Origin of the sequence: Mesorhizobium zhangyense, from assembly GCF_011045115.1 — a bacterium.
GTDB classification, from domain to species: domain Bacteria; phylum Pseudomonadota; class Alphaproteobacteria; order Rhizobiales; family Rhizobiaceae; genus Mesorhizobium_M; species Mesorhizobium_M zhangyense.
The window spans coordinates 162781-175969 of record NZ_JAAKZG010000010.1; the positions used below are offsets into that span (position 1 = coordinate 162781).

Below are 13189 nucleotides of genomic sequence, written 5' to 3' on the forward strand. Positions count from 1 at the left end.
CCATTGGGTGGAACCCGGATTCAGCATCGGCATGAGCCGATACGATTTGACCGACTTCGAGTGGCGCGTTGTCGAGCCGCAGCTGCCCAACAAGCCGCGAGGCGTGCCGCGCTTCGATGATCGCCGCGTGCTGGGCAAAGGAAATCCTATTTTGCGCCGAACCTATTTGCGATCGGCGTCATGACAATGGGCAGCAGCACGCCGTGCTTGTTCAAAACCGTAACCCAAGTTTTGCGTTAAAGCCGTGCTGCTGAGTCCTAGAGCCAAGCTGGCCATCATAGGAGATGCCCAACTCTGCCTGTGGTGTCAACAACAAGGACGATTAGCGAAAGGATTAATTCATGTCGCTTATGAATATCCAGCTTCGCCACATCCGGTGCCTGCTCGCCGTCGCCAGTGAGAAGAACTTCGCGAGAGCGGCCGAAAGGCTGGCTGTCTCGCAGCCGGCGTTGTCGCAAACCATTATGCAACTTGAGGCGACGCTAGGGTTCGAAATCTTCCAACGAACCACGCGCAGCGTCACCCTCACCAAGGACGGCGCGACAGTCTGCGAATACGCCCACAAGCTCAACCGCTCGATGGAGACGTTCCACAAGGAGGTAAAAGCCCTCCAGCTGTCGATACACAATTTCCTCAGGGTCGGATATCTGATCGGCACTGCCGTGGAATTCATTCCGAAGATTACCCAGGAATTCGAACGGCGCCGGCCGAACGCGACGCTCGAATTCGTCGAATACGACTTCACCAATCCGGATGCCGGATTGTCGACGGAACTCGTGGACTGCAGCATTTTCTGTCCGCCGGTCGATACGCCGGGCATACATATCGTAGAGATCGCCCGGGAGAAATGCGTTGCCTGTTTGCCTGACGGTCATCCATTGAGCCTGCAGGATACGGTTCAGGTGGAACAACTGCTCGACGAACCCTTCATCGCCGCACCGGGAACCGGCGTATGGCGCGACTACTGGCTTGCCAGCCAGTACCGGCAGGGTCAGCCGGCCCGCGTCGTGTTCGAAGCCGCCACCGTTGATTCTGAATTGCAGGCCGTGGCCTTGCGTAAAGGCATAAGCATAACCGCGGAAAGCACTGCGCGTTTCTACGCCCGGCCCGGCGTTACCTTCCGCAAAGTCTCCAATATGGACGATTGCATCATAGCCATAGGCCACCGCCAGCCAGCAAACCCTCTTATCAAGGAGTTGATCGATGTGGCCGCACTTGTAACGCGGCTACCCGTCAAAGACTAACAAGGCCCGTCACCGCGGAATGAAGAGATTTCGGACGGCCTTGTTGCATGGACATACGTCTTTCGCCGTCTCACGACATCATGCCGGGTTATCTATCACCGCCGGCATAAAGACCGGCGGAGGGCCTCGACGGTTCAAAATTGCTGTCATTCGGCAGCCAAGGACGCGCCGTTGTTGTTCAGCGTGATCAGTTGTCGCGTGCGCTCCAGGCAGGCCGGCTGTTCGCTGCGGTAGCGCGGGCCGATTTCCATCATCAGAACCGTATCGGGGAGAAATTCCAGCTCACTAAAGATTCCCTCCCAGTCGATGTCGCCCCACCCCAACGGCATATGCAGGTCGCCTATGCCGAGTGCTGTGGATTCCTGCGGATGGTATGCCTTGTAGAAACCCTGCGGACGACCGAAGGAATCGTGCACATGCAGATGGCCCGTCACCGGCGCCATGGCGCGCAACTGCTCGCGGAAATTCAGCCCGCGATAAGTCGCTTCGATGTAGGCGTGGCTGAAATCGATCAGCGCGACGAGATTGGGGTGGTTGACAGTTTTCACCGTCTCCGCAAGCTCGGCCGGAGTCTGGCGATATTGACCCGGCTCCGTGGTGAAGATGTTTTCGAAGGCGACGCGGATGCCATAAGGCCTGGCGAATTCGGCAAGCTCGAACAGCGCCTCGCGTTCGCGCAGGTCAGCACTTGTGCGCTCGGCAATCTGGTCGGCGCGCAGGCAGCCGCCATGCTGGACAATGATGCGCGAGCCGATCCGGTCGCAGACCTCGACCAGTGCCTTGGCCGCGTCGAGCTGATAGCGCGACGTCACCGGGTCCATGAAATTGGACGAGACAAGGCCATGAACGGTGTAGCGAAACGGAAACTGGCCGGTCAATGCCACGAGCCGGTCCAGCCGCTCCTTTATCAACCGTCCGCCGGCGATGAGATCGATGCTGGTCAGTCCGAGTTCGACGGTATCGACGCCGAGGCCAGCCAGGCGGCGCAAGTCGGTTTCCAGGCTGTCGAGTTCGCCGTCGATGGAACCCGAATTGAAGCCGCTTGCGATGATATTGCTCATGATTGTCTCCGATCTTATTGAGTTCAGTGCGTCGGCTGCAGGAGATTTGACCTGCTGGACTGCGCTGCGCGAAGGGCGAGCGCGATGTCGGGGCTATCCGATGTCAGGTGGCCAATATCCCGCTCCAGCCATTGGCGGAGCGTCTCTTCGTCATTCAGGGTCCAGACGCATAGCCGTTCGAGCGGCAAGGTCCGAGCAATCAGGTCCCATTGAGCTTCCATCAGTTCGTGATGGACCGCAACGATCTCGACAAGGTCGTCGACCCGATCGAGAAACGCGGCGAGCCCGCCCTGCCTTTCGGCCCAAGCAGCATTCACCGAGACAAGACGTGCGATATGCGGCGCGTAACGGCGGCAATCCTCCAGGACGGAGGTGTCGAACGAGGTCAGATGCGTTCTTTCCTCCACGCCGAAGCGGGCAAGTTCCTGTGCGATGCGCTCGGCGATGCCCGGATAGGGCGTGCCGGTCTCGTCGAGCTTGATCTCCACATGCAGCGCAAGCCCGGTAGCCGGGGGAATGACATCGAGCACGTCGGCCAATGTCGGGATTCCCTCGTCCGTGCCTTTCAGTTTCATGCCTGCCCGCGCCTCGGGCGTCAGCAGCCGAACCGGTCCAGTACCCTCTGCCGTACGGTCAAGCATGGCGTCGTGAATGACCAAAAGTTCGCCCGCATTCGTCAGATGCACGTCGAATTCGACGGCATCCACGCCGAGTTGCAGGACGTTACGAAAGCCCGTCAGCGAGTTTTCAGCCCAGAGGTTGCGGGCGCCGCGATGGCCGGTGATGAGCGTCATGAATTTCTTCCTGGTTGCGGGTTAGGCGCGCCTGTTTCAGCGCACGGTCGGATCGAGCTTGTCGCGCAGCCAGTCACCGACCAGCGAGATGGAGAGTGTCGTCAGCATGATGACGGCTGCCGGCGCCAGCATGACCCAGGGCGCGCGCGTCAGATATTCGCGCCCGAAGCCGACCATATTGCCGAGGCTGGTCTCGGGCGGTTGCACGCCGAGGCCGAGAAACGACAGCCCGCTTTCCATCAGGATGATTTCCGGAAAGGTCAGCGTCATCGACACGATCAGCGTCGAAGCGACGTTGGGCAGGATATGGCGAAGATAGACGCGCGCCGGCGTGGCGCCGAGTTGCACGGCGGCAGCGGCATAACCCTGCGCGCTGGCGGAGATGGCAAGGCCGCGCGCGATGCGCGCATAGCGTTCCCAGCCATAAAAACCCATCAGGCAGACAAGCAGCAGCATCGAGGAGCCGAAGAAGGCCAGAACCGCCAGCGACATGATCAGAAACGGCAAGGCCGCCTGGAAATCGGCCAGCGCCAGCACCAGATGCTCGACCGCGCCGCGGAACTGCGCGGCGGCGAAACCGAGCGCGGTGCCGAACACTGCCGACAGGATCGTGGCACCGAAGGCGATGATCAGCGATACCCGGATCGACTGTATAAGCCGCGAAAGCACGTCCCGGCCCAGCTCGTCGGTGCCGAGCCAATGCTTCACATTGCCGGGCGGCGAAAGCCGGCTCGCAAGGTCCATCGCGGTGATGCCATATGGGCGAATTTGGTCGGCGAAAATGGCAATCAGCACCATCGCTGCGAGCCAGAAGATGCCGAGGCCGACGCTCAGCGGCACATTACAGCGGATCAACGCGATGAAGCCTTCATCTCCCCTGCCCGTCCGCTTAGCCGCCGGAAAATCTGCCGAAGCCATTCCCATCTCCTCAATGCGCAGCGCGCGAGCGCAGGCGCGGGTCGAGCCAACCATAGAGCAGGTCGACGATCAGGTTCGAGACAACCATCGTGGCCGCTATGACAAGCAAGATGCATTGCACCACCGCTAGATCGCGGTTGCTGACCGATACGATCAGCAGGCGGCCAATGCCCGGCCAGGAAAAGATCGATTCGACCACCACAGCACCCGCAATCAGCGACCCAACCATGAAACCGACGATCGTCACGATCGGCACGGCGGCGTTGGGCAAAGCATGGCTCCAGACGACGTCACGCCATTTCAGCCCCTTGGCCGAAGCCGTGCGGATGAAGGGCTGGCCCATCACCTCGATCATCGCGCTGCGCGAGAAACGGGCGAGGATGCCGATGCCCCCGATGCTCATGGTGATCGTCGGCAAGATGCCGTGCACCCACGTATCCTGGCCGCCTGACGGCAGGACGCCGAGAATGATCGAAAAGACCAGCACCAGGATCAGCCCCATGACGAAGGACGGGATGGTGAAGCCGAGGATCGCGAGCAGGATGACGCCGCGGTCGGCAAAGCTCTGCCGATGAAGCGCTGCGTAGATTCCGGCCGGTATGCCGATGACGAGCTTGAGGATCAGCGCGGGAATCGTCAATTGCAGCGTGGCGGGCACCCGTTCCAGCACGAGATCGAGCGCGGATGCCTTGTCGCGCATCGACACGCCGAAATCGCCGGTGAAGATCGATTTGAGATAGGCCAGATATTGCACCCATACAGGCTGGTCGAGGCCCCATGCCTTGCGGAACGCGTCGATCACATCCTGCGGCACGTCGGGGCCGAGCATGACCTGGGCCGGATCGCCGGACATGCGCAGCACGACGAAGGCGAAGGTCACCACAGCCAGAATGGTAATGATGGCCCTGAGCAGGCGCGTGAGAACGAAACTGATCATGTCATGCTCTTAGGCTGCGACCGGAACCGCGCCATCCGCCACGATATGGCAGGCAGCGGTGCGCCGGTTTTCGATCTGGCGCAGCACGGGCGCAGTGCTACGGCAGATGTCGCGCGCGATGGAACAGCGGGGGTGGAAAGCGCAGCCCGCGGGACGGTTGGCGGGATTGGGCGGCTCGCCCTGCAGGATGACGCGGCCCTCCAGCAGCTTGCCCGGCACCGGCACGCTCGAGACCAGCGCTTGTGTATAGGGATGCCGGGGCGACCGGAAGATCACGTCGGAGGAGGCCTCCTCCACGATCCGGCCGAGATACATGACGGCGACGCGGTCGGCGATGTTGCGCACGACCTTCAGGTCGTGACTGATGAAGACCATGGCGATGCCGTTCTGTTCCTGAAGCTGGCGCAGCATATTGACGACCTGCGCCTGTATGGAAACGTCGAGGGCCGAAACCGGCTCGTCGCAGACCAGAAGCTTCGGGCGCGAAGCCAGCGCCCGCGCTATCACCGCGCGCTGGCGCTGCCCGCCGGAGAGCTCATGCGGGAAACGCCCGGCCTGATCCTGGCGCAGGCCGACCGCCACCATCAGTTCGGCAACGCGGGCGGGGCGCTGGTCTTTCGGGATGATGCGATGAATTTCCAGCGGCTCGGCAAGCTGGGACGCGATCGTCAGGCGCCGGTCGAGTGCTGCCAGCGGGTCCTGATAGACCAGCTGCATCTTCGCACGAAGGGCGCGCCACTCGGCCGTGCGCAGTTCGGGCATTGCCCGCCCCTCGAAGCGCACCTCGCCCGCCTGTAGCTGGTCGATGCCGAGAAGCATGCGTCCAAGCGTCGATTTGCCGGACCCGGATTCGCCGACGATACCCAGCGTCTCGCCCGGCATTACAGCGAGCGAAACACCGTCGACAGCGCGTACCGGCTTCGGCTGGGCAAAAAGCCCACGTCGCACTTGATAGATGCGGGCAAGGTTCGTGGCCTGGATCAGCGGCGTCATTGCAGCGCACTCTCGACAATCCGGGCAGGTGTCCGGGGCTTTGCCGCGTGGATGACGAGCGCCAGCGGAACCGGGCGGGCGCAGGCCAGCAGGCGGCCGTCACCTTGCGGGACAAGAGGCGGCAGTTCCGTGTGGCAGGATTGCAGCACCCTCGAACAGCGCGGGGAGAAGGCGCAGCCGGCAGGCAGATGCTTCGGATTGGGCACTGTGCCGGGAATGGGAACCAGCGGTTGACGGGGACCGTCAATTCGCGGGATCGCGTCGAACAGACCGCGCGTATAGGGATGACGCGGCGCGGCGAATAGCTGCTCGACGGTTCCCTGCTCGACGATGCGGCCGGCATACATCACGCATACCCGCTCGCAGACCTGCGACACCGCACCGAGATCATGGCTGATGAACACCGTCGCCATGCCGGTTTCGGCGCGAAGCTGGATCAGCAAGTCAAGAATCTGCGCCTGGATCGTCGCGTCGAGCGCCGTGGTCGGCTCGTCCGCGATCAGCAGGTCCGGCTCTCCGGCCAGCGCCATGGCGATCATCAAGCGCTGGCATTGGCCGCCTGAAAATTCGTGGGCGTAAAGATCGAAACGGCTGCGGGCGTCGGGGATACCGACCATATCCATCAGCCGTAGTGCCTCCGTCCTTGCCGCATCGCCCCGCAGACCGCGATGCAGCGCCAGAGCCTCGGTGATCTGGCGGCCGATGCGTAGCACCGGGTTCAACGAACTCGACGGATCTTGAAAGATCATGGCGATCCGCCCGCCACGAACCGATTCCAGCGTGCTGCGCGGACTGCCGCAAAGCTCGCGCCCTTCGAGCCGGACAGACCCGCTGACGCCGGCTTTGCCCGGCAAAAGCCCGAGTGCGGCCAGCCAGGTGACAGATTTGCCACAACCCGACTCGCCGACAAGCCCCAGCGCCTCGCCGCGGCCTACGGTAAGGTCGATACCATGTAAAACCTGAACACCGTCGAAAGCGACCTTCAGGTCTCGCAATTCCACCAGATTGGATTTTGCTGCGCCCATGTTTCCCTCTCAAGCTGCGTTCTGTCCGTTTCCGGACAAGTAAGGATTTGTGCGCTGGAAAAAGAATTGCTCCGACAGCTAAAAACTGCCGGAGCAAAAACGGAATGGACTATCAACTCGCCCAGTTTGAGGCGCGGAAATCCATTGCAAAGGCAGGTGCGGCCTTCCACTTCAGCGAAGACTTCATGCCGGTGAACACCGCGTTCTGGTGCAGAACCTGATAGACCGGGTCCTCGCGCTCGCAGATTTCCAGCATGCGCGCGAAAGCCTTCTTGCGGGCGGCGCGATCGGTGCTGGTTTCCATGACCGCCGCCATCTGGTTGGCCTCAGTGTTGGTCCAGTCCTTCTTCTGCTGCACTTCGCCGTTCGGGCCGTACTGGTTGACGATGCCGGAAACCGGATCGTTGAACGTGCCACCGGCGGACCAGTCGCGCACGCCCTTTACGCCTGCCGGATCGTGGATCTGGCCCCAGTTCTCCTTCATCTCGATCTGGACATTCAGGCCGACCTGCTTCCACATCTCGACCATGATCTGGGCGTTCGCGGTCTGGTTGGTGTAGTAGTTGTTGAGAAGGCGGTAGGGGATCGCATCGCCCTTGTAGTTGGCCTGCTTCAACAGATCGCGTGCCAGCTCAGGATTGAATTCCGGAACGGTCCAGTCCTTGATGAACATGTCGCCATAGAAGGGGAACTGGAGTCCGGCCGGGATCACGGTCTGACCTCCCCACAACGCGTCGATGATCGCCTGGCGGTCGATCGAATGGGTCATGGCGCGGCGAACCAGCGGATCCCTGAGGATCGGATTCTCGATGTTGAAGACCGAGACGCGGTGGTTGAGGATCGTCGACCCCTGGACTTCCAGGCCGGATGCCGCCTGTACGGTGGCGATCTGGTCCGGTGGCAGGTCGCAGGCGAAGTCGTATTCGCCCGACAGCAAGCCGTTCACGCGCGACGCCACTTCCGGCACCTCGACAAAACGGATTTCGGCCAGCGGAGGACGCCCGCCCCAATATTCGTCGAACGCCACCAGCGTCAGCGAGACGTCAGGCCTGAAATCGCCGACCATGTAGGGGCCGGTGGTGATCGGCTTGCGCGCCCAGTCGACATAGGCCTCGGCCTCGTTCCAGGCGCGGTGGTTGGTGATCTGGCTACCGAAGGCATAGAGACGGCCCTCGATTGTCACGTCCGGCGTCGCGTTGTGGAAGCGCACCGTATATTTGTCCACGGCCTCGACGCCTGCAAGCGCCGGCCACAGGCGGCGGCCGTTGCCCGGCAGCGTAGCCGGCAGTTCCTTCACCGTCGTCGGCTTGTGGTCGGCCTCGAAGATCGTCTTGCCGCCGGCAGGCTGGGTGCTGCCAAAGACCCGCTCGGGCGAGAAGCTGAACACGACGTCGTCGGCCGTCAGTTCGTCGCCATTGTGGAACTTCACGCCCTGGCGCAATTTGAGTTCGACGGTCTTGTCGTCGATGCGCGTCCATTCGGTGGCAAGGCCCGGAAGGGGTCCTTGATCGCCCATCCAGTTGCGCAGGATGAGGCCTTCCCAAAGGTTCGGGAAGAACACGCGCTCGCCGACATTGGAACCTTCGTTCCAGATATCGAGCGTGCCATTGATGGTGATCTTCTGCACAGCAATCGTCACGGACGGGCGCGTTGCCTGGCCCATTGCGATGCGCGGCAGGATGATGCTGCCGGCGGTGGCCCCCAGCAAACCAAGGGCACTGCGCCTGTTAAGTGAAAGCATTTGGAGGTCTCCTTTTTCCATGGCCGACAATTGGTGACCGGGTGCCATGCGGCCTTGCTTGTACGGCTGGCGGTGTGTCGGTTTCTTAATGCTGGAATGAAGTTTTCATGACATGTGGCCGACGCGGATGCTGCGATCCGCATTGGCTTCGGGAACTCAACCTGTAAGCGTGGCGACTGGCATTCTGCGCGCAGGGGCTGGTGAAATCGCATCGATCGTCATGGCGAGTTCATCCGCACCTTCGGCAACGAAGGAGGCCCCTGCTTTCTCGAGGACGGCATGCCGTCCCGTACGTGGATCGGCCGGATCGACAAAGCCGATCGCTCTCATCCCGGCCGCAACGGCGCCCTGAATGCCAATGGCGCTGTCGTCGATCACGACGCATCGTTCAACCTCCACCCCGAGCTGCCTGGCGCAAAGCAGAGCAAGATCCGGCGCGGGCTTGGGGTGCCTCACCATATCGGCGCTGAAGATGTTCGGGTGGAACTCGCTCCACAGATCGAAGAGACCGAGGCTTCGGCGCAGCCTTTCCATCGTGCTATTGGAAGCGACGCATTTGCGATGCGGCAGCGATCGTACCAGTTCCGTCATTCCCGCCATCGGCTGCAGGGAACGCGCAAACTCACCATAAATGTCCGCCTGCCAGTTGGAAAAGACGCGGTCCACATCCGCCAGCCCGAACTCATCGGCACATATGCGCCGGCTCTCGCTCTCCGACAGGCCGGTGAAGCGGCGATGGACGTCGTCCGCACTTAAATTGACACCGACGCGCCGCAGCGACTTGGCAAACGTGGCGCTTGCGACCGGTTCGCTGTCGATCAGCACGCCGTCGCAATCAAAAATGAGAAGATCTACCGTCATGAAAGCGAAGGTTTCCGTGTGTCAGGTGAAATCGATTGCCGACCAGCCGCCTCTTCGCGACAATCTTCTCCGGTGATTATCTGATCGTTAGGACGGCATTAGATTACAAATGTTACATCGATGTGACATTTGTAATTCTGGAGGAAAGTTCGCGTGGAACAGCAAGAGTTGATGATCAAGGCGGCGTGGCTCTATCACGTTGAAGGGCTAACGCAGGCGCAGATCGGCGAGCAGATGAATCTGACCCGCCGCAGGGTGAATGAACTTCTTGCCGCAGCCCTGGAAGACGGGATCGTCCGGATCAGCTTCAGTTCACCGCTTGCCGCCAATATCGAGCTGGAAGCGCAGTTGCGCAGCCACTTTGGCCTGAAGGATGCCGTCGTGGTTCCGACGCCCGCCGATCCGCTGCAGCTTCATTCGGTCATCGGTCGGGGTGCTGCAGCCTATCTGGACCGACTGATCCAGACGCAGAAGCCGGGTTCGATCGGCATCGGCTGGGGTGCAACGCTACGCGAAACCGTCCAGCATATGAGCCCCGCCAACGAACCGCAGATCGACGTGCGCTCCATGATGGGCGGTCTGACCTACGGATCGGAGATCAACACCTTTGAGATCGTGCGCGGCTTCGCCCAGGTGCTGAAGGCGCAGTGCCACTATTTCGTGGCGCCGGTCTATGCAGAAAGCCCGCAATCGCGCGATACGATCATCTCGCAATCGGTCTTCCGCAAGATTTTCCTCCAGACACACGATGTCGATGTCTCCTATCTGAGCGTTGGAGACGTTTCCCGACAGTCGCTGCAGGTGCGCTACGGCCTGCCCGCCGGCATCGAGGTGGAGAACCTCATCGCAGCCGGCGCCGTCGGGGATCTTTTAGGCCGCTATCTTGATATCGAGGGTAATCCCGTCGATCACCCCATCAATGGGCAAGTACTTTCTCCCGAACTCGACGACTACCGCAAGATTCCCTGCCGCATCGTCGCTTCCGGCGGCGCTCACAAGCATGCAGTTCTTCTTGCAATTGCCAGAGCGGAATTGGCAACGATCATCGTGACGGACGCGGACAGCGCGAAGGTCATACTTGGCACATAAAAGCATAGCCAGCGGACGATGTTACCCGGCCGCAGATGAAAACCAATCCGCCAAGGCGCCCGTAATGCGCCTGGGAGGACGAGGCTGTGGCAAATATCCTGGAACAACGTCGTTTGCCACGGCCAACTACATAAGACTGGGAGACCGGGCAGCGTCGCCTCGGAGTCCAAAGGGTGCCCAGGTCCGCTCGGGTGCGTCCGAGTTCCGCGACGGCACTGCGGCGAAGCATCAGAGCACCCCTCAGGACGCCGAACATCAGAAGTTGCCCCTAATTGAATGCGGGCAATAGAATGATAGATTGCGTCCGGCGGGAAGCCGATATGGAGCCCACTCGATGAGACATCTCGACGGGGATGCGCTGGCTACGCTCGTTGCAGTGGTGGACGCTGGCGGTTTCACCGCAGCAGCCCACAGGATAGGCCGGACACAGGCTGGCGTCAGCAACGCAATTGCCCGGCTTGAGGATAAGCTGGGAAAGAAGCTTTTCGATCGCTCCCGGCGTGGCCTGCATCTTACCGAGACGGGAGAAATCCTGATCGGTTATGCCCGCCGCATGATAGCGATCGAAGATGAGGCACTGGCCGCGCTCCAGCCTGAAGCACTGACAGGCCGCGTGCGCGTCGGCATGCCCGACGATTATCTGGGCGTTTTCGGCACCCCATTGATTGAACGTTTCTCGGCCCAGAACCCGCGTATCCAGGTCGAGATTCTGTGCTATTTCTCGAGCGAGCTTGAAACTCGCGTCGACCAGGGCGAAATCGATATCGCTATAATTACCCGGGGCAACGATCCGGCAAAGGGCGAATTCCTGCGCCACGAGCCGCTCGTCTGGTGCGCATCGCAGGACGGAAGGCCCGAATTGCAGAAGCCGCTGCCGCTGGCTCTGTTTCCGGAGAAATTCTGCCGCGCTCGCCCCATCATACTGGATGCGCTGGATCGAGCAGGCCTGCCCTGGCGGGTAGCGTGGACCTCATCGCACCTGCCGTCGATCCAGACCGCGATCGGACTGGGCAAGGCTGTAACGGCTTTGCCGGCATCGGTCATTTCGCCCGCACACCGCCAACTCGAGGCGAAAGACGGCTTGCCGTCGCTGAAGCCGGTCGATCTGGCGCTTCTCGTGCCACAAGGCGCAAGGGCTGCCGTCCGACGCATGGCAAGCTTCATTCGCTCCGAATTCCAGGTGGCGAGCGGCGAGGAACTCCTAAGGCAATCTGACCTGTAGCGTATCGGGAGAGTGGCCGACGCAGCAAGCCGCCTGGGCTTACCGCATGGACAAGGCAACCCGAGCGAAGATTTCCGCCATCTCGGCGATGACCGCGTCGTCATGGGCCGCTGAAAGATAAAGCCGGCCGTAGGGCGACGGCATGGCAAGAAGCCCTTCCCGCCGCAATCCCTCATGCATGGCCCGCGACCTCCCCTCGTCGACCTTGGCCGCCGCCTCCCTATAGTCTTTCGGGGGAGCGTCGCTGAACCATACGGTGAAGACACTGCCATAGCCGGATGTCACGGCACTGATCCCGTTGACAGCGAACGCATGCTCGATCTCACCGCGCAGGCGCTCGCCGCGCGCGACGAAGACGTCGTAGTCATGCGTGGCGAGCAGGCCCAGCGTCGCGCAGACGGCGGCGGTGGCGACCGGATTTCCGCTGTAGGTTCCTGCTCGTGCCACCTCGCCGCTTTCACACAGCGCCATGACCTCCAGCGTACCGACCACGCCCGCAACTGCGATGCCGCTGCCGATCGCCTTGCCGACGGTGGCGAGGTCGGCATCGATGCCCATCGCCTGGCCGGCAAGGCCGAAGCCGGTGCGGAAGCCCATCAGCACCTCGTCGAGGATGACCAGCGCGCCGTTGCGTCGCGCCACCGTCTCGACATGCTTCAGGTAGCCGGGCGCTGGCAGGATACAGCCGGCATTGGCCAGCATCGGCTCCATGATCACTGCAGCCACGTCGTCGTTTTCGGCAAACAAGCGCTCGACATCGTCGAAATCGTTGAAACGCAGCAGCAGGGTTCGGGCGCTTCGGGGGCGCCGGTTGGCGCGCATTTCTGCCTCGGCCGAGCCGGCATTGCCGAAGGCCACGTCGTCATACCAGCCGTCGAAACCCGCGGCCATCTTGGCGATCAGGCCGCGGCCGGTGGCGGCGCGGGCCAGCCGGCAGGCCAGATGCACGGCCTCGCTGCCGGTATTGGTGAAGATCGCCTGCGACAGCGACCCGGTGGCAGCGGTGAGCAATTCCGCCGCCCGCTCCTCACCGGCATGGGCGAAGGCCGGCATTGGTCCATCGGCCAGTGCGCGCTTCACCGCCTCGACCACCTGCGGATGCGCGTGGCCGAGCAGCGTAGCGCCGAAGCCAAGCGCAGTATCGATGTAGCGGCGGCCATGTTCGTCCCACACATGCGCGCCAGACGAGCGGGCGGTCAGGAACGGGACGCCGTCGACCGCTGGCAACGCGCGACCGGCGCTGGAAATGCCGCCTACCAGATGTTTCATGTCTCTATTCGCTTCCAGGTTATGTCTTGGCGCCC

Annotated in this window: 12 protein-coding genes and 1 pseudogene; 4 read left to right on the plus strand and 9 right to left on the minus strand. The window is 61.9% G+C overall.

The window, feature by feature from the left end; translation table 11 throughout:
- Nucleotides 1-31: 31 nt before the first annotated feature.
- A pseudogene (locus G6N74_RS21515) lies at nt 32-133 on the plus strand (IS5/IS1182 family transposase); the annotation flags it as partial.
- A gap of 217 nt (nt 134-350) precedes the next feature.
- On the plus strand, nt 351-1244 hold the full coding sequence (locus G6N74_RS21520) for a LysR family transcriptional regulator (protein ID WP_165120057.1): 894 nt from the start codon (nt 351-353) through the stop codon (nt 1242-1244).
- 146 nt (nt 1245-1390) lie between these two features.
- Here G6N74_RS21520 and G6N74_RS21525 read toward each other — a convergent pair whose 3' ends face one another.
- The 8 genes from G6N74_RS21525 to G6N74_RS21560 all read right to left on the minus strand — a co-directional run bounded on the left by G6N74_RS21525 (nt 1391) and on the right by G6N74_RS21560 (nt 9538).
- On the minus strand, nt 1391-2305 hold the full coding sequence (locus tag G6N74_RS21525; protein WP_165120058.1) for a TIM barrel protein: 915 nt from the start codon (nt 2303-2305) through the stop codon (nt 1391-1393).
- A 23-nt stretch (nt 2306-2328) separates the two neighbouring features.
- Nucleotides 2329-3099, minus strand: a complete 771-nt coding sequence (locus G6N74_RS21530; protein ID WP_165120059.1) for a glycerophosphodiester phosphodiesterase family protein — start codon at nt 3097-3099, stop codon at nt 2329-2331.
- A gap of 36 nt (nt 3100-3135) precedes the next feature.
- Nucleotides 3136-4017, minus strand: a complete 882-nt coding sequence (locus tag G6N74_RS21535) for an ABC transporter permease (protein WP_165120060.1) — start codon at nt 4015-4017, stop codon at nt 3136-3138.
- A 10-nt stretch (nt 4018-4027) separates the two neighbouring features.
- Nucleotides 4028-4954, minus strand: coding sequence for an ABC transporter permease (locus G6N74_RS21540; RefSeq protein WP_165120061.1), 927 nt, complete (start codon nt 4952-4954; stop codon nt 4028-4030).
- A gap of 9 nt (nt 4955-4963) precedes the next feature.
- A complete protein-coding gene (locus G6N74_RS21545) occupies nt 4964-5947 on the minus strand; it encodes an ABC transporter ATP-binding protein (protein WP_165120062.1) in 984 nt (327 codons plus the stop codon).
- Nucleotides 5944-6972 (minus strand): ABC transporter ATP-binding protein, encoded by a 1029-nt coding sequence (locus G6N74_RS21550; protein WP_165120063.1) that lies wholly within the window; start codon nt 6970-6972, stop codon nt 5944-5946. The genes G6N74_RS21545 and G6N74_RS21550 overlap by 4 nt, the downstream gene beginning before the upstream one ends.
- 112 nt (nt 6973-7084) lie before the next feature.
- Nucleotides 7085-8713, minus strand: a complete 1629-nt coding sequence (locus tag G6N74_RS21555) for an ABC transporter substrate-binding protein (RefSeq protein ID WP_165120064.1) — start codon at nt 8711-8713, stop codon at nt 7085-7087.
- Between the two features lie 156 nt (nt 8714-8869).
- On the minus strand, nt 8870-9538 hold the full coding sequence (locus G6N74_RS21560) for an HAD family hydrolase (RefSeq protein WP_312857904.1): 669 nt from the start codon (nt 9536-9538) through the stop codon (nt 8870-8872).
- Between the two features lie 189 nt (nt 9539-9727).
- Here G6N74_RS21560 and G6N74_RS21565 point away from each other — a divergent pair, with 189 nt between their 5' ends.
- Both G6N74_RS21565 and G6N74_RS21570 read left to right on the plus strand, forming a co-directional pair.
- Nucleotides 9728-10663 (plus strand): sugar-binding transcriptional regulator, encoded by a 936-nt coding sequence (locus tag G6N74_RS21565; protein ID WP_165120066.1) that lies wholly within the window; start codon nt 9728-9730, stop codon nt 10661-10663.
- Between the two features lie 334 nt (nt 10664-10997).
- On the plus strand, nt 10998-11885 hold the full coding sequence (locus tag G6N74_RS21570) for a LysR substrate-binding domain-containing protein (protein ID WP_165120067.1): 888 nt from the start codon (nt 10998-11000) through the stop codon (nt 11883-11885).
- Nucleotides 11886-11924: 39 nt separating this feature from the next.
- Here G6N74_RS21570 and G6N74_RS21575 read toward each other — a convergent pair whose 3' ends face one another.
- On the minus strand, nt 11925-13154 hold the full coding sequence (locus tag G6N74_RS21575) for an aspartate aminotransferase family protein (RefSeq protein ID WP_165120068.1): 1230 nt from the start codon (nt 13152-13154) through the stop codon (nt 11925-11927).
- Nucleotides 13155-13189: the final 35 nt, after the last annotated feature.

Coding starts and splice junctions, on each gene's coding strand:
- G6N74_RS21550 (WP_165120063.1), bottom strand. CDS start 6,972: ATGGGCGCAGCAAAATCCAATCTGGTGGAATTGCGAGACCTGAAGGTC.
- G6N74_RS21525 (WP_165120058.1), bottom strand. CDS start 2,305: ATGAGCAATATCATCGCAAGCGGCTTCAATTCGGGTTCCATCGACGGC.
- G6N74_RS21570 (WP_165120067.1), top strand. CDS start 10,998: ATGAGACATCTCGACGGGGATGCGCTGGCTACGCTCGTTGCAGTGGTG.
- G6N74_RS21545 (WP_165120062.1), bottom strand. CDS start 5,947: ATGACGCCGCTGATCCAGGCCACGAACCTTGCCCGCATCTATCAAGTG.
- G6N74_RS21520 (WP_165120057.1), top strand. CDS start 351: ATGAATATCCAGCTTCGCCACATCCGGTGCCTGCTCGCCGTCGCCAGT.
- G6N74_RS21530 (WP_165120059.1), bottom strand. CDS start 3,099: ATGACGCTCATCACCGGCCATCGCGGCGCCCGCAACCTCTGGGCTGAA.
- G6N74_RS21540 (WP_165120061.1), bottom strand. CDS start 4,954: ATGATCAGTTTCGTTCTCACGCGCCTGCTCAGGGCCATCATTACCATT.
- G6N74_RS21555 (WP_165120064.1), bottom strand. CDS start 8,713: ATGCTTTCACTTAACAGGCGCAGTGCCCTTGGTTTGCTGGGGGCCACC.
- G6N74_RS21535 (WP_165120060.1), bottom strand. CDS start 4,017: ATGGCTTCGGCAGATTTTCCGGCGGCTAAGCGGACGGGCAGGGGAGAT.
- G6N74_RS21575 (WP_165120068.1), bottom strand. CDS start 13,154: ATGAAACATCTGGTAGGCGGCATTTCCAGCGCCGGTCGCGCGTTGCCA.